Here is a 19,453-nt window from a genome sequence, read left to right on the forward strand (position 1 = left end):
CCCACCGCCGCACCGCGACGACCGGGGCGTCCCCCCCCCGGCGGGTGGGGACCGCCGCTGTCGTGCCTGTCACCGGGCAGGGGCGCCATCCGCCGGACGGCGCCCGCGCCGCGGCCCCGGCGGAATCAGTGGAAGAAGTGCCGCGTGCCGGTGAAGTACATCGTCACGCCCGCCTTCTCCGCGGCCTCCACCACCAGCTCGTCGCGGACCGAACCGCCGGGCTGCACCACGGCCTTGACGCCCGCGGCGGTCAGGATCTCCAGCCCGTCCGGGAACGGGAAGAAGGCGTCCGAGGCGGCGAAGGCACCGCGGGCGCGCTCCTCGCCCGCCCGCTCGACGGCGAGCTTCGCGGAGTCGACGCGGTTGACCTGGCCCATGCCGACGCCGACCGAGGCGCCGTCCCTGGCGAGCAGGATCGCGTTGGACTTGACCGCGCGGCAGGCCTTCCAGGCGAAGGCGAGATCGGCCAGCTCGGCCGGGGAGAGCGCCGTACCGGTGGCCAGCGTCCAGCTCGCCGGGTCGTCGCCCGCGGCCTGCAGCCGGTCGGTGACCTGGAGCAGGGCGCCGCCGTCGACCGGCTTGACCTCGACCGCGTTCGCCGGTGCCTCGGGGGCGCGGAGGACCCGGATGTTCTTCTTCCTGGCGAGCGCCTCCAGGGCGCCGTCCTCGTAGTCCGGGGCGACGATGACCTCGGTGAAGATCTCGGCGACCTGCTCCGCCATCTCCTTGGAGACCGGGCGGTTGACCGCGATCACCCCGCCGAAGGCGGACAGCGGGTCGCAGGCGTGCGCCTTGCGGTGCGCCTCGGCGACATCCGGACCCACGGCGATACCGCAGGGGTTGGCGTGCTTGATGATCGCGACACAGGGCTCGTCGTGGTCGTACGCGGCCCGGCGCGCGGCGTCGGTGTCCGTGTAGTTGTTGTACGACATCTCCTTGCCGTGCAGCTGCTCCGCCTCGGCGAGGCCGCCGGTGCCGTCCACGTAGAGCGCGGCGGCCTGGTGCGGGTTCTCGCCGTAGCGCAGGACGCCGGCGCGCTCGTAGGTGTGGCCGAGGAAGCCGGGCAGGCCGCTGTCCTCGTCCGCCGTGTAGCCGCCGTTGGCGGCGGGGTCGGCGAACCAGGAGGCGACGGCGACGTCGTAGGCGGCGGTGTGCCGGAAGGCCGCCGCGGCGAGCTGCTTGCGCGCGGCCAGGTCGAAGCCGCCCGCGCCCGCCGCGGCCAGCACGTCCCCGTACTGCGCGGGGCTGGTGACCACCGCGACCGAGGGGTGGTTCTTGGCGGCGGCGCGGACCATCGAGGGGCCGCCGATGTCGATCTGCTCCACGCACTCGTCGGGGGTGGCGCCCGAGGCGACCGTCTCCCGGAAGGGGTAGAGGTTGACGATCACCAACTGGAAGGGCGCCACGCCCAGTTCGTCGAGCTGCGCGCGGTGCGAGTCGAGGCGCAGGTCGGCGAGGATGCCCGCGTGGACCCGCGGGTGCAGGGTCTTGACCCGGCCGTCCAGGCACTCGGGGAAGCCGGTCAGCTCCTCGACCTTGGTGACCGGGACCCCGGCGGCGGCGATCCGCCCGGCGGTGGAACCGGTGGAGACCAGCTCGACCCCGGCCTCGTGCAGGCCGCGGGCCAGCTCTTCGAGTCCGGTCTTGTCGTAGACGCTGACCAGCGCGCGGCGGATCGGCCGCCGGGTGTCCTCGGCGGCGTCCCCCGCGCCCTCGGCGGTCCCACCGTGCGAACTCAGCGAACTCTTGGAACTCATGGGAGGAGTCGTACCTTTCGTCCCTCAATGCGGTAGCCGTTGCGGGCCAGGCGCCCCACGACCTCGACGAGCAGTGCTCGCTCGACTTCCTTGATGCGCTCGTGGAGGGCGGCCTCGCCCTCCTCGGTGTCCTCTTCCACCACCTCGACCACGCCCTGGGCGATGATCGGGCCGGTGTCGACACCGTCGTCGACGAAGTGGACGGTGCAGCCGGTGACCCGGGCGCCGTAGGCGAGCGCGTCGCGCACACCGTGGGCGCCGGGGAAGCTCGGCAGCAGGGCGGGATGGGTGTTGACGAAGCGTCCCCCGAAGCGCGCGAGGAACTCCTTCCCCACGATCTTCATGAACCCGGCCGAGACCACCAGGTCCGGCTCGTGGACGGCGGTCGCCTCGGCGAGGGCGGCGTCCCAGTCCGCGCGGGTGGCGTGGTCCCGCACCCGGCAGACGAAGGTGGGCAGACCGGCGGCGCGGGCGCGCTCGAGGCCCACGATGCCCTCGCGGTCGGCTCCGACGGCGACGATCTCGGCGCCGTAGGCCTCCGCCCCGTCCGCCTCGATCGCGTCGAGGAGTGCCTGCAGATTCGTACCTGATCCGGAGACCAGCACGACGAGGCGCTTGGCGGCCACGGCGGGGCCCTTTCTCACGGGAGCGTTCGGTGTTCCGGTCGGGCCGGCGTTCCTGTCTCGGCCGCGCTGCCGTGCGGCCCTCCGCGGGGATGGTGCGTTCCTACGAAGACTCCGCGTCCCGCCGTACGGGGGACTCTACGAAGCAGCCGACCGGCAGCAACGATACCGGCAGTCCCGCCCGCCCCCTCGGGACGGGGGCACCGGCGGCAGGTAGCGTCTGCCGGGGATCCGTCACGGGACGCCCCGGTTTCCTCCGTGCGGAGGCGGCGGTTCCCGTCCCGGAGACGCCCCGGAGTCCGTCACGGGAACGCCGCCGGGTGTCCGTCACGGGAACGCCGCCGGGTGTCCGCTCGTTCTCCACGGTGCGGGCAGGCGGGCGGCGCGCCGGGACCGGCACCGCGGCCGGTGCGAGGTCCCGGGACGGCATACGGGCAGTGCGCGCCCGGCCGCCCGCCCCGGGCGCCGTAGAGTGCGGCGGAGCGCGCGCCGCACCACCCGCACCACCGCGCTCCGTACGACCCGCCCGATCCGCACCATCCGCACCACCGCGCTCCGTACGGCCCGCAGGACCTGCACGACCCGCACGACCCAGACGACCGACGCACCCGATACGACCCGCCACGAACCAGGGAAGACGCACACCTGATGCCGGACCGCAGCCCGAGCCGCCCCACGCTCCGCACGCTCTCTCCCGCAACGGTGCCCGCCGCGGCGGCGGGGCACGGCCCGGCCGTCCTGCTCCGCGAGCGCCGCCCCTCGCCGCCGAGCGAACAGGGCGGCGGGAGCGGCGCTCCCGAGGGCCGCGGCGAGACCCCCGCCGAGGACAACCCCTTCGCCCCGCCGCCGGAGGGCACCCCCGACCGGCCCTGGCAGCCGCGCAGGCCCACCGGGCAGGACGGCGGCGACCACGAGGGCCAGGGCCACGGCAACGGCAACCAGCCCTGGGGGCAGTGGAGCGACCGGCAGCCCGGGCGTTCCCAGGACGGCTTCGGCGAGCGGCCGGGACGCGGCGGCGGTCCCGAGGGCCCCGGCGCGCAGAACCGCTGGGACCCCACCGACCCGAACCAGCGCCGGGCCCGCTACGCCCTGCTGTCCGGCATGTGGGGCTTCTTCTTCGCCCTCTTCGACTGGCCGTTCCGCTCGTGGTTCTTCGGCGGCGTGGCCCTGCTGCTCGCCTCCCTCGCGATGTTCTGGGCCATCAGCGCCCTGCGTGCCCGGCCGGCCGGGCCCGAGTCCAACCCGCCCGCGGATCCCGACCGCCCCGCACCGCCCGCCCCGGCCACGACCCCCGGCGGACGCAAGCAGCAGCGGACGGCCGCCGTCACCGGCCTGGTGACCTCCTCCCTGGCCCTCACCCTGCTCGCCTCGGCCTTCGCCGCCCGCGTCGCCTACGCCGACTTCTACACCTGCACCGCCGACGCCCTCACCCTGACCGCCGAACAGAACTGCGACCGCCTCCTCCCGGAGGACCTGCGCCCGGCTCTGGGCAACCAGGACTGAGGGGCGGCGCGGGGCGCGGGGCGCGGAGGCGCGGGCTGCGGGCTGCGGCGATCGGGGCAGGGGGTGGGCGTCGGGTCAGGGGCAGGTCACTCGGAGGTGCCGGAGTCCGCGGAGTCGGCACTCGGCGGCTGGGAGTCGGTGGCCGCGGGGCGGGTGCTGCCGGATGCGGCGGTCTCGGCACCGCTGGTGGTGAGCCCGGGTCCGCTTGCCGGGACCTTCGCCGCCGCCTTCTCCTCGCGCCTGAGCGCCCGCGCGGACTCCTTCGCCTCCCGTTGCGCCGCCCGCTCCTCCAGTGTGCGCAACCGCGCCAACTCCTTGTCCTGCCGCCTGCGCGCCCGCGCCGCCTCCCGCTCCTCACGCTTCCGCGCCTTCGCCGCCCGGCGTGACTCCTTGCCCGTATCGGCTGCCTGGGCGTCTTCCTCTGGGGCCGGGGGCTCGGCCTGGGGATGGTTCTCGGGCTTGCGCTGATCCTCGGGCTTGGGTCGGTCTTCGGGCTTGGGCTCGTCTTCGAGCTTGGAGTGGTCCTCGGACTTGCGCTGATCCTTGGGCTTGCGCTGATCCTCGGGCTTGGGCCGACCCTCGGGGCCGGGCGTGGGTCCGGCCTTGGGCCGGACGTCGGTCTCGGCCCTGGGCTGGACGTCGGTCTCGGACTCGGGGTGGCCGTCGACCTCGGGGTGACCGTCGGCCTCGGACTCGGACGGAGGCCGGGCCTCGGTCGCCGACTGCCGCTTGGACGACTTGGCCTGCTCCGCCGCCTGCTTCCTGGCCGCCTTGGCTTCCGCGGCGGACTCCCGCCGCGCGGTCTTCGCCTCGGTCGCGGACTTCCGGCGGTCGGCCTTCTCCTGGGCGGCGGCGAGGCGCCGGGCGGCCTTGTCCTGGGCGGCGGACGTACGGGCGTGGTCGGCGGCCTCGCGCTTCGCGAGCCTCGCGGACTCCGCGGCCTCCTTCGCCACCTGCTTCGCGGCGGCCCGCTCCGCGCGCGCCGCCTCCCGCTCGCCCCGCTTGCGCTCGCGCGCGGCGGCCCGCAGCTCGGCCCGCTCGGCCCGCCGCGCCTCCGCCGCCGTCCGGCGCGCCTGACGCCAGGCCCGCCACCGGCGCCTGCGAGTGCGCCAGGCGTGCAGCAGCAGCGCGAGCGGCACCGCGACGGCGGCCGTCCAGAGCAGGGCCGCCAACCCGGTCCGCCACCAGGAGGGGCCGAGCCGGGACAGGACGTCCACGCCGAGCGGGCCGCCCGACATCGCGGCGAGCCCGGCCATCAGCACCCCGCAGACGGCCGCGCCGAGGAGCGCGGCGAGGGCGGTGCGCCCCCGGCTCCAGGCCGCCTCGCGGGGCGCGCCCGCGGGGGCGGCGACCCCGAGCGTGAACCAGGCGACGGTGAGCCCGGCGACGACCGGTACCGCGGCGAGCGCCCAGACCAGGGGCTCCGGGAGGGTCCCCCGGGGCACCGCCGCGAGCAGCGGGAAGGAGGGCAGGAAGAGCGGTTCGGTGGTGGCCGTGAAGGGCGCCGCGGCCTGCCCGGTGCCGAGGACGAAGCCGGGGCCGAGGGCGTAGGAGGCGCCCCAGACCGAGGCGTTGGGGACGAGGGCGAGGGCGAGCAGCAGGACGGCGAAGCGGCCCGGCCAGTCGCCGGTCAGCTGCCGGAAGGAGTCCTCGGCGCCGGACAGGTGCAGGACCAGCGAGAGGCCGACGAGCAGTCCGCCGCCGCCGACCAGGACGAGGGCGCCCGCGACACCGGACCGGGTCGCGACGGCGGGCAGCGTACGGCGGGCCGCGCCGCTCTCCGGGTACCACTCGCCCACCGCGCCCGCGACCGCCCGGCGCACCGGGGCGGGCATGAAGCCGATACGGCGCCGTACGAAGCGGGGCAGCGGGACCCGCCAGTACCCGGGGGCGGTCCAGGCGCCGGTGACGGCGGCGAGGACGGCGAGCAGCGGCAGCCGTACGAAGGCGCTGTCCCAGGAGGGCTTCAGTTCGCCGCCGGTGGCGTAGCACATCACCCCGAAGGCGACCGCCAGATAGCCCAGGGCGACCCCGATCCAGGCCGCCTGCGCGGGCATCCCCGGGCGGCCCTCGTCCCCGCGGACCGCGTCCCGCGCCGCGCGGTGCACGGCGAGCGCGGGCAGCACGGTCAGGAGCAGCGGGGTGAGCCCGACCGGGGCGGGGGTGCCGGTGAAGGTGTCGGTACGGGTCAGTTCCACGCCGTGGGCCAGCAGCCACAGGGAGGAGGCGGTGTGCAGGGCGGCGCCGGGACCGCTGTCCGGGAAGGGCGAGCTGATCCACAGGGCGAGCACGACCACCGCCAGGGTGCCCAGCCCGAGTCCGGCGGCGACCGCGCCCGAGAACGCGGCCGTACCGAGGCCCGGGGCCCGTTCGCGCAGTCGCGAGGGGCGCAGCCGGGAGGCGAGTGAGGGCTTGGCGAGCAGGGAGGGCAGGGTCGGGCTGCGGTCGCTCATCGGGTTCACGCTCGCCATGCTCCCAACGACACGCGCTTTCGCGTCGTAACAGCAGATTGCCCGATGTGTCGCTACAAATACTCTTATGCAATTTTCGTACAAACTGGAGACGGGTCGGCCCCACCGCCTCCGCGGTACGGAATCCGGCAGCGGATCCGGCACCGTGACCCCCGGCACGGAGAGCCAGCCATGACCCAGACCCCGCACGCCCGCGCGCTCCCCCCGGCGGCCGAACTCCGGCGGCTGCGCGAGGCCAGGAACCTCAGCCGCTCCGCCCTCGCCTCCCGGCTCGGCGTCCCCGTCTCCCGCCTGCGCCGCTGGGAGAAGGGCCGCGCCCAGCCGGAGGCCGAGCTTCTCACTCCGTACGTACGGGAGTTGGGGCTCGACATCACGCCCTCGGTGGGTACGGAGGCGGCCAACTCCGTTTCTCCGCAAGGGAGTTCCGACTCCCCGGCCCGCGCTGATTCCGCAGCTGAGGAATCCGACGCAACGGCGCCTGAGGCAGTGGCAGCTGACGCCGCGTCATCTTCGGCTTCCGTGTCGGTATCGGCACCAGACGGGGCTTCGGGCCCGGACTCGGATCCGGACTCGGACTCGGATCCGGATGCGGCCCCGGATGCGGCCCCGGACACGGACGCGAATCCGCAAGACGCGAACCCAGGAACGGGCGCGGACGCGGCCTTGGAAAAGGCCCCGAACCCTCCGCCGGAGAGCCCCTCCCCCGGCGAACTCTTCGACTCCCTCTACGAGTTGACGTCCGCCGCGCTGGTGCGGCAGACCTATCTGCTCACCGGGCACCGCCGGCTCGCCTGCGAGGCCGTGGAGCAGGCCTTCCAGCACGCCTGGCGGCACTGGCCCGAGGTGGCCGCCGACCCCGATCCGGCGGGGTGGGTGCGGGCCGCCGCGCACGAGTACGCGCTGTCGCCCTGGCACCGGCTGCGGCCCGGGCGGGAGCGGCGCGGCACCCCGCCCGCGCACCGTCAGGACCGTGAACTCCTCGCGGTTCTGGGCGAGTTGCCGCCGACGTACCGCAGGACGCTGGTCCTGCACGACGGGGTGGGTCTGCCGCTGCCGGAGACCGCGGCCGAGACCGAGTCGAGCACGGCGGCCACCACCAACCGGCTCCGGCACGCGCGCCGGATCGTGGGCGCGCGGGTTCCGGAACTAAGCGCCGTGCACGCCCTGCGGGAACGGCTCGCGCGCCTGGCCGAGGAGAGCGCGGCCGAGGGTCCGCGCCCCGCGCGGATGCGGAAGCTCAGCGAACGGCGCACCCGGCAGTGGACCCGGGCGGCCCTCGGGCTGACCGCCGCCGTGGTCACCGCGACCGTCTTCACCCTGCACACCGCGCCCGGCCACTACGAGCCGCCCGTCCCGCACGGCGCCCCGGTGGGCGGGGTCCCCGCGCGGATGGGACCGCAGTCACCGGGCCACCAGGCGGGAGAACTCCACGCCCGCCTCACCGAGGGCCCGCTCAGCGGCCCCGAACGCCTCCACCCGGACCTGGACTGACCCGGCCATGAGACCCGGGCGCCGGTCCCGGTCCCGGTCCCGGTCCCGGTCCCGGTACCGGCAGCAGACCGGCACAGCTACGGACCCCACAAGACCGGAGCGCCCACGCACAGCGGCGGGCCCGCACCCCCTCGGGGATGCGGGCCCGCCGCTGTTGCCGTGCTGCTCTCGTGCAGTGCCGCCCTCGGCTCAGCCGCCGAGGATCTCGCGGGCCAGCTTGGCCGTCTCGGTCGGGGTCTTGCCGACCTTGACGCCCGCGGCCTCCAGGGCCTCCTTCTTCGCCGCGGCGGTGCCGGAGGAGCCGGAGACGATGGCGCCGGCGTGGCCCATGGTCTTGCCCTCCGGGGCGGTGAAGCCCGCGACGTAGCCGACGACCGGCTTGGTGACATTGGCCTTGATGAAGTCGGCCGCGCGCTCCTCGGCGTCGCCGCCGATCTCGCCGATCATCACGATCAGCTCGGTCTCCGGGTCCTCCTGGAAGGCCGCCAGCGCGTCGATGTGCGTGGTGCCGATGACCGGGTCACCGCCGATGCCGACGGCGGAGGAGAAGCCGATGTCGCGCAGCTCGTACATCATCTGGTACGTCAGCGTGCCGGACTTCGAGACCAGGCCGATGCGGCCCGGCTTGGTGATGTCGCCCGGGATGATGCCCGCGTTGGACTGGCCGGGGGTGATCAGGCCGGGGCAGTTCGGGCCGATGATCCGGGTCTTGTTGCCCTTGGCCTTCGCGTACGCCCAGAAGGCGGCGGAGTCGTGGACCGCGATGCCCTCGGTGATGACCACGGCGAGCGGGATCTCGGCGTCGATCGCCTCGACGACCGCGGCCTTGGAGAAGGCCGGGGGCACGAAGAGGACGGAGACGTCGGCGCCGGTCTTCTCGATGGCCTCGGCCACCGAACCGAAGACGGGGACCGAAGTGGGGGCACCTCCCTGGCCATTCGGGCCTTGGGGGACGTCGAAGTCGACCTCGGTGCCGGCCTTCTTCGGGTTGACGCCGCCGACGATGTTGGTGCCGTCGCCCAGCATGAGCTTGGTGTGCTTCATGCCGGTGGAGCCGGTCATGCCCTGGACGATGACCTTGCTGTCCTTGTTGAGGAAGATAGCCATGGTTGCGGTTCCCTCGGTCCTTACTTGGCGGCAGCCAGCTCGGCGGCCTTGTCGGCCGCGCCGTCCATGGTGTCCACGCGCTGCACGAGCGGGTGGTTCGCGTCCGAGAGGATCTTGCGACCCAGCTCCGCGTTGTTGCCGTCGAGGCGCACGACCAGCGGCTTGGTGACGTCCTCGCCCTTGTCCTTGAGGAGCGCGAGGGCCTGGACGATGCCGTTGGCGACCTCGTCGCAGGCGGTGATGCCGCCGAAGACGTTGACGAAGACGGACTTGACGTCCGGGTCGCCCAGGATGATCTCCAGGCCGTTCGCCATCACCTGGGCGGAGGCGCCGCCGCCGATGTCGAGGAAGTTGGCGGGCTTCACGCCGCCGTGCTTCTCACCGGCGTACGCGACCACGTCCAGGGTGGACATGACCAGACCGGCACCGTTGCCGATGATGCCGACCTCGCCGTCCAGCTTGACGTAGTTGAGGTTCTTGGCCTTGGCGGCGGCCTCGAGCGGGTTCGCCGCGTCCTTGTCCTCCAGCGCCTCGTGCTCCGGCTGGCGGAAGTCGGCGTTGGCGTCCAGGGAGACCTTGCCGTCGAGGGCGAGGATGTCACCGCTGGCGACCTTGGCCAGCGGGTTGACCTCGACCAGGAGCGCGTCCTCGGCGACGAAGGTGTCCCACAGGGTCACCAGGACCTCGGCGGTCTTCTCGGCGACCTCGGCCGGGAACTTCGCCTGGGCCACGATCTCGCGGGCCTTCTCCAGGGTCACGCCCTCGTTGGAGTCGACCGGGACCTTGGCGAGGGCCTCGGGGGTCTTCTCCGCGACCTCCTCGATGTCCATGCCGCCCTGCACCGAGGCCATGGCCAGGAAGGTGCGGTTGGTGCGGTCGAGCAGGTAGGAGACGTAGTACTCCTCGACGATCTCCGGAGCGGTCTCCGCGATCATCACCTTGTGGACCGTGTGGCCCTTGATGTCCATCCCGAGGATGTCCGTCGCGCGGGCGACGGCCTCGTCGGGGCTCGCGGCCAGCTTCACGCCGCCGGCCTTGCCGCGACCGCCGACCTTCACCTGCGCCTTCACGACCGACTTGCCGCCAAGGCGTTCGGTGGCCTCGCGCGCCGCCTCAGGCGTGTCGATGACTTCACCGGCCAGCACCGGTACACCGTGCTTGGCGAAGAGGTCCCTCGCCTGGTACTCGAACAGGTCCACGCGCGTCCGTCCCTATCGTGATCTCGCCGCTCTGGCTTTCAGCGTCTCTGCTGTCTGCATGGGCGTGCCGCGACGGGCAACGTGACCTCAGCTGTTCGCATGTCACAAGGGAGGCGCACACGGAGTCCGGTGCGCGGCATGTCCGTCCGGCAGGTTATCGCCGCCGGGGCGGGGTCCCTAAATCACAGGTCACACCTGAGCGGTGATACCTGTCACAACTCCGTTAGTGACAATACTGAAAACTCACCGTCACACGAACTCCACATGTGGTGACCGACCAGGCATCTTGCCACGCACCGCACGTACGGAATCCCTGACTTCGCAGCCGCGGAGGGACGTCACGGGCGCGCATGACCCGGCTGACGCGCATGACCCGGCTGAGCGGGCGGGTCCGGTCAGCCGGTCAGCCGGTCAGCCGGTCAGCCGGTCAGCCGGTCAGTCGGTCAGCGGCAGGAAGGATGTGGCCGGTTCGGGTGACCTCCGCGCGCGCCTCTCCGCCGGCTCACTCCGGCTCCCTCGGCTACTCCCTGACCCAGGGCGGCAGGCCCGCGGCCACCCTCACTTCCCGGTGTCGGGAATCGGCAGCGGCCGCTTCTCGATGGCGGCGGCCATCACCTCCGGGAACAGGTCGGGTGTGCAGGCGAAGGCGGGTGCGTCCAGAGCGGCCAGGGCGGCGGCGTGGTCCCGGTCGTAGGCGGGGGCGCCCTCGTCGGACAGGGCGAGCAGGGTCACGAACTGGACCCCGGAGGCCTTCATCGCGGCCACCCGGGAGAGCATCTCGTTGCGTATCCCGCCCTCGTAGAGGTCGGAGATGAGGACGACCACGGTGTCGGCGGGGCGGGTGATCTGCGACTGGCAGTACGCCAGCGCCCGGTTGATGTCGGTGCCGCCGCCGAGTTGGGTGCCGAAGAGGACGTCCACCGGGTCGTCGAGTTCGTCCGTCAGGTCGACCACCGCCGTGTCGAAGACCACCAGCCGGGTCGCCAGGGAGCGCATCGAGGCCAGTACGGCACCGAACACCGAGGCGTACACCACCGAGGCGGCCATCGAACCGGACTGGTCGATGCAGAGGATCACGTCCTTCTTCACCGACTGCGCGGCCCTGCCGTAGCCGATCAGCCGCTCCGGCACGACGGTGCGGTACTCGGGCAGGTAGTGCTTGAGGTTGGCCGCGATGGTGCGGTTCCAGTCGATGTCGTGGTGGCGCGGCCTGCTGATCCGCGCGCTGCGGTCCAGGGCGCCGGTGAGCGTCGCCCTGGTCCGGGTCGCCAGCCGCTTCTCCAGGTCCTCGACCACCTTCCGTACGACCGCCCGCGCCGTCTCCTTGGTGGTCTCCGGCATGGCCTTGTTCAGCGAGAGCAGGGTGCCGACGAGGTGGACATCGGCCTCCACCGCCTCCAGCATCTCCGGCTCCAGGAGCAGGGTGCTCAGGCCCAGCCGGTCGATGGCGTCGCGCTGCATCACCTGCACGACGGAGGAGGGGAAGTACGTGCGGATGTCCCCGAGCCACCGGGCCACCGAGGGCGCGGAGGCCCCGAGCCCCGCCGAACGCTCCCTGCCCCGGCCCTGGTTGTCCTTGCCCCCGTAGAGCGCGGAGAGCGCCCCGTCCATCGCCGCGTCGCGCCCGCTCAGCGCCTGCCCGGTGCCGTCGGCCGCCTCGCCGCCGAGCACCAGCCGCCAGCGCCGCAAGCGCTCCTCGGCCCCGGCCGCCGCCTCCGGGGCCGCCATGTGGGCCCCCGCCTCCGGGGCCCCCGCATGGGCCGCCGCCGGGACCGCCCCCGCATCTCCCCGACCCGCCGATCCAGCGCCCTGTGCCGGATCCCGCCTCGTGCCGTTCACCGCCGTCACTCCCCCATCCGCCTCGCCGCTCAACTGTCTGCCGTGCTGCTTGCCGTCCTGCCTGCCGTCCGCGCTCAACTGCCCGTCACCACCGATGCGTCGGCCGTCCCGCCGCCCCGCCCGAGGAGGAGGTACAGCACCGGCAGCACCGCGTCCGCCCGCGCGCCGTCCAGCTCCGGGGCGAACCCGGGGAGCACAGGTCCCGGACCGCCCGCGGCCGGGTCCGCCCCCGCCGGGCCGCGCCGGACCAGCTCGCCGAGGCTCCGGCGCACGCCCGCCTCGTAGGCGCTGAAGGTGCGCCGCAGGAGCGGGAGTACGTCGTTGAACGCGGTCTCCGGTACTCCGGTGAGCCAGCGGTCGACCAGGCCCAGGAGGCGTTCGTCGTGGACGAGGAGCATGCCGCCGGAGCCGCCGCCGACGAAGCCCTCGATCCAGGCGGCGGCCTCGGCGGGCGGGGTGCCGCGGGAGAGGGCGAGGCCCATCAGGCGGGCCGCCTCCTCCGCCGTCAGCTCGCCCTCGTCGAGCAGCAGCCGCGCACACCGGCCGCGCAGCACCCCGGCCACCGTGTCCCGGCCGGCCAGCACCCGCAGCACGCGCCACCAGCGGGTGCGTATGCCGGAGCGGTCCGGACCGGCGGGGTGAGAGGCTTCGGCGGCCTCAACGCCGGTTGCCTCGGCGCCGGTTGGCTCGATTCCCGTGGGGTCAGCGCCGGTTGGCACCGCTCCCCTTGCCTCGGTGCCGGTCGACTCGGCTCCCGTAGCGTCAGCCCCGGTTGCCCGGACGGCCGCTGCCTCGGCCCCGGTCGCCCCGTCGGCCGTCGCACTGCCGTCCGGGCCGCCGGACCCCGCACCGGCGCCCGCGCCCTCTCCCTCCGGACCGGCCGCGAGCAGTCCCACCGCCGAGTGGACCGCGTCGAGGTGGCGGCGCATCTCCTGGGCCGCGTCCGGGTCCAGGGCCGCGCAGGCGGCGGGCAGGCCCACGAAGACGCGTTCGGCGAGCCCGGCCGCGACCTCGGCGAGGGCGCCGGTGTCGGTGCCGCGGACGTCGCCGTACCGCAGGGAGCGCACCAGGGCGGGCAGGGCCTGGGCGAGGTGGCCGACGTCCGAGTCCAGGGCCGCGCGGTCGGCGAGCACCCGCATCACCACCGGCAGGGCCCTGGGCAGCCCGGCGAGCAGGCAGTGCTCGGCGAGCGCGGTGACCTCGGCGAGGGCGGTGGCGGAGACGGCCTCGGTCTCCGCCTTCGCCGAGGCGGCGGCCTGCACCGTGGTGCCCCAGACCCCGGCCTCGGCGACCCGGACGGACAACTCCGGCTCCCAGCAGAGCCGCCAGCTCTCCCGGAAGGTGCCCGTCCCGCCGCGGCCCGCGGCCGGTTCGCCCCAGCCGATGCCGAGCAGCCGCAGCCGGTGCAGCAGGCGGCTGCGGGCACCGTCGGTCTCACCGCGCAGGTCGAGGTCGAGCTCGCGTTCCAGCGCCTCCGGCTTGAGCCGCAGCCGGCGCTGGAGCCGGGTGAGGTCGCGCTGGAGCGGCACCGCCGGAGCCGAGTCGGGCACCTCGCCGAGGACATCGCCGATCACCAGCCGGTCGCGCACCAGGTCGAGGGGCACATCGGAGCCCTCGCACAGGACGGCCCGGATGGCGTCAGTGGTCTCCGCGAGTCCGGCCAGCGGGCGGCCGCGCATCACCGCGAGGGTCTCCGCGAGCCGTACCGCCTCGATGACATGGGCCGAGGAGACGATCCGGTCCTCCTCCCGCAGCAGCCCGGCGACCTTGGTCATCCAGCGGGTCACCGGCCGGTCCGGGGCGTGGAAGAGGTGCCCGTACCAGCCCGGTGACTCGATGCCCGCGCCGTACCCCCCTTCCCGCGACAGCCTGCGGTGCGTCCAGGGCACCCAGGTCATCTCGGTCCTGATCTTCGGCAGCCCCTTGAGCAGGGCCCGGTCGGCGGTGAGCGTGGGCCGCTCACGCAGGGCGGGCACATGCCAGGCGCCGCAGACCACGGCCACCTGCTCGCCGTACTCCTTCTGGGCGGCCCGGAGCCGGAGGCGCATATGGGCCTCCCGTACGAGGTCGCGGTCCTGGCCGGGCGCCTCCCGCGGGCTCGGCGGCCCCTGCCCGGCGTCAGCCTCCGCCTCCGCTTCCGCCCGGTCGTGTCCCGTGTCCCCGGCGGGCCGCTCGCGCAGCGCGGTCATCGCCTCGGCCAGCGCCTCGAAGGGCGCGAGCGCCTCCGCACCGCTCGCGCCGCGGTGCTCCACGGCGTCCTCCCACCAGCGCTCGGGGTCGTCGTACCCCGCGGTCCGCGCGAGGACGGCCAGCGGATCGCTGCGGACCGCCCCGGCATCCGGGGGACCCTGGCCCTCCCCGCCCCGGCCTGGCCCCGGCTCGCCCGGTGCCGCCTCCCCGTCCGGCCCCTCGGCGGGGAACCGGCCGCCGTCCGGGGCGACTTCCGGGAAGCCGTCCCGCTGCTCCTGGCGGGCGGCCCGCTCCTCGCGGTGGAGGGCGAGGCTGTGGGCGGCCGGGAGGTCGATGAACCGGACCGGGACCCCGTGCCGCAGGGCCCACCGGAGGGCGACCCACTCCGGCGAGAACTCGGCGAACGGCCAGAAGGAGGAGGTGCCCGGCTCGTCCACCGCGTGCGCGAGCAGCGCGACCGGTGGCCGCATGCCCTCCTCGGCCGCGAGGGCGAGCAGCCCGTCGGCCTCCGGCGGGCCCTCGATCAGGACCGCCCGCGGGCGCGCCGCGTCCAGCGCCGCCCGCACCGCACGCGCCGAGCCGGGCCCGTGGTGCCGGACACCCAGCAGCAACGGCCAGTCCACGGCGGCCACTCCGGCTCCCCCGGCCGCCTCTCCGCTCACCACCGCTGCCCCCGCCCCTACGGCCTTCTCCGCCCCCGCGTGCACCCCCGCGGTCTCCTCCACCGCGCCGGGGACGCTCATGCGCTCACCTCCCGGCAGGCGCGGTAGAAGTCCTTCCAGCCCTCGCGCTCGCGGACGACCGCCTCCAGGTACTCCTGCCAGACCACCCGGTCCGCCGCCGGGTCGCGGACCACGGCGCCGAGGATGCCCGCGGCGACATCGCCGGGCCGCAGCACCCCGTCCCCGAAGTGGGCGGCGAGGGCGAGGCCGTTGGTCACCACCGAGATCGCCTCGGCCGTGGAGAGGGTGCCGCTCGGCGACTTCACCTTCGTCCGGCCGTCCGCGGTGACGCCGTCGCGCAGCTCGCGGAAGACGGTCACCACCCGGCGTATCTCGTCGATCCCCTCGGGCGCCGCCGGGAGATCGAGCGAGCGGCCGATCTGGTCGACGCGGCGGGAGACGATGTCGACCTCGGCCTCGGCGCTCTCCGGCAGCGGCAGCACCACCGTGTTGAACCGGCGCCGCAGCGCGCTCGACAGGTCGTTGACCCCGCGGTCGCGGTCGTTGGCGGTGGCGATGAGGTTGAAGCCGCGGACCGCCTGCACCTCCTGGCCCAACTCCGGTATCGGCAGCGTCTTCTCGGACAGGATGGTGATCAGGGTGTCCTGGACGTCCGCCGGGATCCGGGTCAGCTCCTCGACCCGGGCGGTCATCCCCTCGGCCATGGCGCGCATCACCGGGCTCGGCACCAGGGCCTCGCGGCTCGGCCCGTGGGCGAGCAGCCGGGCGTAGTTCCAGCCGTAGCGGATCGCCTCCTCCGGGGTGCCCGCGGTGCCCTGCACCAGCAGGGTCGAGTCGCCGCTGACGGCGGCCGCGAGATGTTCGGAGACCCAGGTCTTGGCGGTGCCCGGCACCCCGAGCAGCAGCAGCGCCCGGTCGGTGGCGAGGGTGGTCACGGCCACCTCGACGATGCGGCGGGGGCCGACGTACTTGGGGGTGATGACGGTGCCGTCCGCGAGGGTGCCGCCGAGCAGATAGGTCGCCACCGCCCACGGCGAGAGCTTCCACCGGGCCGGGCGCGGGCGGTCGTCCCGCGCGGCGAGCGCGGCGAGTTCGGCCGCGAAGGCGTCCTCGGCGTGCGGTCGCAGCGCCTCGCCGTCCTCCGCCCGGCTGTGCTCCGCACTCGTCGGATTGTCCACGGTCACGGACATGGAACTGTCCCCCTCCAGCTGTTCCTGATCGGACGTCGCCCACCGTGCACCACCCCACTGACAATCGCCCCTGACCTGCGAGGACTTCGCCACGAGGCCGAGGGCAGGGGGCATTGTCAGTGGCGGGTCCTACGGTCGGGGACATGAATCAGCAGGGGGTGCGCTGGACGGCTGATCAGGTGCTGGCACTGGCTCCTGACGCCTCGTCGCGCAAAGCGGGAAGCAAGCTCGGCACCGCCGGGCCGTGGTCCGACGCGGGCAGTACCGGCGCGGGCACGGTCTGGGGTCTGTGCCGGGGCAGCGGCAGCAAGCCGTACCAGACGGTCGTGGATCTCGCGGACACCGCGGGCCCGGCCTACAAGTGCAGTTGTCCCAGCCGGAAGTTCCCGTGCAAGCACGCGCTGGGGCTGCTGCTCCTGTGGTCGGGGGCGGACCCGGCGGTGGCCGGGGGCGAGCCGCCCGGCTGGGCCGAGGAGTGGCTGGCGGGCCGCCGGGCGCGGGCGCAGCAGAAGCACGAGGGCGAGGGGTCCGGGGCCGCCCGGCCGAAGACGGCGGATCCGGCGGCCGCGGCGAAGCGGGCGGCGCGGCGGGCCGAGCGGATCAGCGCGGGCGCGAGCGAGCTGGAGCAGCGCCTCGGCGATCTGCTGCGCGGCGGCCTCGCCTCGGCGGAGCAGGCGGGGTACGGGCTGTGGGAGGAGACGGCCGCCCGGATGGTGGACGCCCAGGCGCCCGGACTCGCCTCCCGGGTACGCGAGTTGGGCGCGGTACCGGCCTCCGGCCCGGGGTGGCCGGTGCGGCTCCTGGAGGAGTGCGCCCTGGCCCACCTCCTCGGGCAGGGCTGGCTGCGCCGCGCCTCGCTGCCGCCGGAGCTGGCGGCCACCGTGGCGGCCAGGGTCGGTCTGCCGCCCGCCGGGAAGGGGCCCGCGGTGCGCGACGACTGGCTCGTCCTCGCCCGGTACGACACCGCCGAGGGCCATCTCGTCACCCGGCGCACCTGGGTGCACGGCGCCCGCTCGGAGCAGACCGCGCTGCTCCTCTCCTTCGGCGCGGCCGGCCGCGCGCCCGCCCTCGCGCTGCCGGTCGGCCTCAGCCTGGACGCCGAGCTGTCCGCGCATCCCGGCGGCGGGGGGCTCCGCGCCGACCTGGGCGAGCAGTTCGCGGCCCCGGGTCCCGGGGAGCACCGGCCCGCCGGGGTCGGCCCCGCGGAGGCGCTCGACCGGTACGGCAGGGCGCTGCGCGAGGACCCCTGGCTGGAGTCCTGGCCGGTGACGCTGCGCGCGGCGGTCCCGGCGCGCGCGGGCGAGGGCTGGCAGCTCGCCGACCCGGAGCAGGGCACCGCCCTCCCGCTCGCGCCCGCGGCCCAGGGCAAGGAGGGCCTGTGGCGCCTCATAGCCCTCTCCGGCGGCGCCCCGGTGACCGTCTTCGGGGAGTGCGGCCACCGCGGCTTCACCCCCCTCGCGGCCTGGGAACCGGCGGTCGGGGAGGTGGTCTCGCTGTGCTGAACGGCCGCGGGGCACAGGGCGGTTGCGGGGACGGACGACGGGGACACCGGGTGAGGAGCGGGTCATGGGTGTGACGGCGACACAGGAGCAGGCCGCGGGCACGGCGGCGCGGACGGAGGCCGAGGCCGACTGGGAGGAGCTGGTCACCGCCGCCCTGCTCGGCACCGAGCGCCGCACCCCGCCGGTGCGGCGGACCGGCGGGAGCCCGTCGGCGGCGCTCCTGGACGCCGCCGCGGTGCAGACGGTGCGCCGCAGGGCCGGGCTGCGTCCCGCGGCGGCCGCCGCGCCACTGGAGGCGGCCGGAGAGGACCCCCGCCCCGCGCCGCCCGCCGAGGCGGTGCGTCGGCTGTCCCTGCTGCTCACCGACCGCCCGGGCAGCGGGAACGGCCGCCGCGGCAGCGCCCCCGACCTCCTCGAACTGCTCCCGCAGTGGCTCTCCCTCGCCAACTCCCTCGGGTACCGGGCGCCTTCACCCCTGCTGCCCGCCCTCCTGGACGCGGCGCGCGGGCGCAGCGACCTGCGGGCGGAGGTGCTCGCCTTCACCGGTGTCCGCGGGCTCTGGCTGGCGCGGCTCAACCCGGACTGGAAGTACGCCCTGCGCGCCACCCCCGGCAGCGGCGCCTCGCTCCCGGCCCCGGAGGACGCGGCACAGGTCACCCGGCTCTGGGAGGAGGGCCTGTTCGCCGAGCGGGTGGCGCTGCTGTCCGCCGGGCGCCGGCACGATCCCGCGGCGGCCCGGGAGCTGCTCGCCTCGACCTGGACGAGCGAACGCGCCGAGGACCGGCTGATGTTCCTGGACTCGCTCCGTACGGGGCTCTCGGCGGCCGACGAGCCCTTCCTCGAACAGGCGCTGACCGACCGCAGCCGCAATGTCCGGGCGACCGCGGCCGAGCTGCTCTCCGCCCTGCCGGGCTCGGCGCTCGCCGGGCGGATGGCGGAGCGGGCCGCCGCCTGTGTGCGGCTGGAGTCCACCGCCGCCGGGGCCCGGCTGCTCGTCGAACCGCCCCGGGAGTGCGACGCGGGCATGGAGCGGGACGGCGTGGTACGCAACCGTCCGGCCGGACGGGGTGAACGCGCCTGGTGGCTGGGCCAGTTGGTGGAGGCGGCGCCGCTTTCCCAGTGGTCCGGGCACTTCGGCGGCCGGAGCCCGCAGGAGATCGTCGCCCTGGAGGTGGCCGACGAGTGGCGGCACGAGCTGCACGCCGCCTGGTGCCGGGCCGCCGTCCGGCAGTCCGACGCCCACTGGTCGCGCGCCCTGCTCGCGGAGCCCGGCGCCCCGGTGGCCGACGGGCCGGGAGCCGCCTCGCTGTCCGAGCGCGCCCGGCTGCTGGGGATACTCCCCGCGGCCGAACGCGCGGAGTGGGTGGCCGCCTTCCTCCCGGTGCACGGCCTCTCCGAGGCGTTCCAGCTCCTGGGGACCTGCGCGAGCCCCTGGGCGCCCGGCCTCGGGAGTGCGGTGGTGGACGCCCTCAACATCGCCCGGGACGCGGGGAGTTACCCGTGGAGCTTCAGCGGGGTGCTCGGCCTCGCCGAACGCTGCCTGGACCCGGCGGAGGCCGGACGCCTGGCTCCGCTGGCCGCGATACCCGACGAGGCGGAGGACGCCGCCCCCGGCGCGGGCGGCTACTGGGCCGAGGCCTTCCAACGCCTGCTCGGCACCCTGAACCTGCGCGCGACCATGCGCACGGAACTCCTCGCGGGGCGCGAGCGGGACCGGGCGGGCACGGCGGCGGCGTCGGGCACGGCGGGCTCAGCGGACACGGCGAGCCCGGCGGAGGCACCCGGCGCGGCCACAGCGGAGTAGCGGATCGGGCGAGACGCGCGAGGGGCCGGGTCGCCCGCTCCGGCCGACGCAGCCGACCTGAGCCGAGAACCCACGCGCAGACATGCGACGGCAC

General features: G+C 75.1%; 12 protein-coding genes. 4 read left to right on the forward strand and 8 right to left on the reverse strand.

Translation table 11 applies throughout. The features are described from left to right. Positions 1-125 precede the first annotated feature (125 nt). Both purH and purN read right to left on the reverse strand, forming a co-directional pair. Positions 126-1,757, reverse strand: coding sequence for a bifunctional phosphoribosylaminoimidazolecarboxamide formyltransferase/IMP cyclohydrolase (gene purH / locus HFV08_RS04605; protein WP_168536132.1), 1,632 nt, complete (start codon positions 1,755-1,757; stop codon positions 126-128). Then, positions 1,754-2,383: a phosphoribosylglycinamide formyltransferase gene (gene purN / locus HFV08_RS04610; protein ID WP_168536134.1), complete on the reverse strand. Its 630-nt coding sequence runs from the start codon at positions 2,381-2,383 to the stop codon at positions 1,754-1,756. The genes purH and purN overlap by 4 nt, the downstream gene beginning before the upstream one ends. A 645-nt stretch (positions 2,384-3,028) precedes the next feature. On the opposite strand from purN, the gene HFV08_RS04615 reads away from it, so the two are divergent. Next, positions 3,029-3,883, forward strand: coding sequence for a hypothetical protein (locus tag HFV08_RS04615; protein ID WP_168536136.1), 855 nt, complete (start codon positions 3,029-3,031; stop codon positions 3,881-3,883). A gap of 86 nt (positions 3,884-3,969) precedes the next feature. On the opposite strand, the gene HFV08_RS31050 is transcribed toward HFV08_RS04615, so the two are convergent. Beyond that, on the reverse strand, positions 3,970-6,336 hold the full coding sequence (locus HFV08_RS31050) for a cell division protein PerM (protein WP_210429844.1): 2,367 nt from the start codon (positions 6,334-6,336) through the stop codon (positions 3,970-3,972). Between the two features lie 189 nt (positions 6,337-6,525). Here HFV08_RS31050 and HFV08_RS32685 point away from each other — a divergent pair, with 189 nt between their 5' ends. Then, positions 6,526-7,845 carry a transcriptional regulator gene (locus HFV08_RS32685; RefSeq protein WP_168536138.1) on the forward strand — a complete coding sequence of 440 codons (1,320 nt, stop codon included), beginning with the start codon at positions 6,526-6,528 and terminating at the stop codon, positions 7,843-7,845. A 189-nt stretch (positions 7,846-8,034) separates the two neighbouring features. On the opposite strand, the gene sucD is transcribed toward HFV08_RS32685, so the two are convergent. The 5 genes from sucD to HFV08_RS04650 form a co-directional block, all read right to left on the reverse strand. Continuing rightward, on the reverse strand, positions 8,035-8,952 hold the full coding sequence (gene sucD / locus HFV08_RS04630; protein WP_168536140.1) for a succinate--CoA ligase subunit alpha: 918 nt from the start codon (positions 8,950-8,952) through the stop codon (positions 8,035-8,037). A 20-nt stretch (positions 8,953-8,972) separates the two neighbouring features. Continuing rightward, positions 8,973-10,151, reverse strand: a complete 1,179-nt coding sequence (sucC, locus tag HFV08_RS04635; RefSeq protein WP_040252896.1) for an ADP-forming succinate--CoA ligase subunit beta — start codon at positions 10,149-10,151, stop codon at positions 8,973-8,975. Positions 10,152-10,709: 558 nt separating this feature from the next. Continuing rightward, positions 10,710-11,879 (reverse strand): VWA domain-containing protein, encoded by a 1,170-nt coding sequence (locus HFV08_RS04640; protein WP_168536142.1) that lies wholly within the window; start codon positions 11,877-11,879, stop codon positions 10,710-10,712. 185 nt (positions 11,880-12,064) lie between these two features. Then, positions 12,065-14,923 carry a DUF5682 family protein gene (locus HFV08_RS31370; protein ID WP_246341500.1) on the reverse strand — a complete coding sequence of 953 codons (2,859 nt, stop codon included), beginning with the start codon at positions 14,921-14,923 and terminating at the stop codon, positions 12,065-12,067. After that, the gene (locus HFV08_RS04650; protein ID WP_168536144.1) at positions 14,920-16,053 is read right to left on the reverse strand and encodes an ATP-binding protein; all 1,134 of its coding nucleotides are present in this window, start codon (positions 16,051-16,053) and stop codon (positions 14,920-14,922) included. The genes HFV08_RS31370 and HFV08_RS04650 overlap by 4 nt, the downstream gene beginning before the upstream one ends. 143 nt (positions 16,054-16,196) lie before the next feature. Here HFV08_RS04650 and HFV08_RS04655 point away from each other — a divergent pair, with 143 nt between their 5' ends. Together HFV08_RS04655 and HFV08_RS04660 are read left to right on the forward strand one after the other, a co-directional pair. Continuing rightward, a complete protein-coding gene (locus HFV08_RS04655) occupies positions 16,197-17,555 on the forward strand; it encodes an SWIM zinc finger family protein (RefSeq protein WP_168536146.1) in 1,359 nt (452 codons plus the stop codon). Positions 17,556-17,619: 64 nt separating this feature from the next. Beyond that, positions 17,620-19,359, forward strand: a complete 1,740-nt coding sequence (locus HFV08_RS04660) for a DUF5691 domain-containing protein (RefSeq protein WP_246341501.1) — start codon at positions 17,620-17,622, stop codon at positions 19,357-19,359. Positions 19,360-19,453 lie beyond the last annotated feature (94 nt).

Source organism: Streptomyces physcomitrii (assembly GCF_012273655.1).
GTDB classification, from domain to species: domain Bacteria; phylum Actinomycetota; class Actinomycetes; order Streptomycetales; family Streptomycetaceae; genus Streptomyces; species Streptomyces physcomitrii.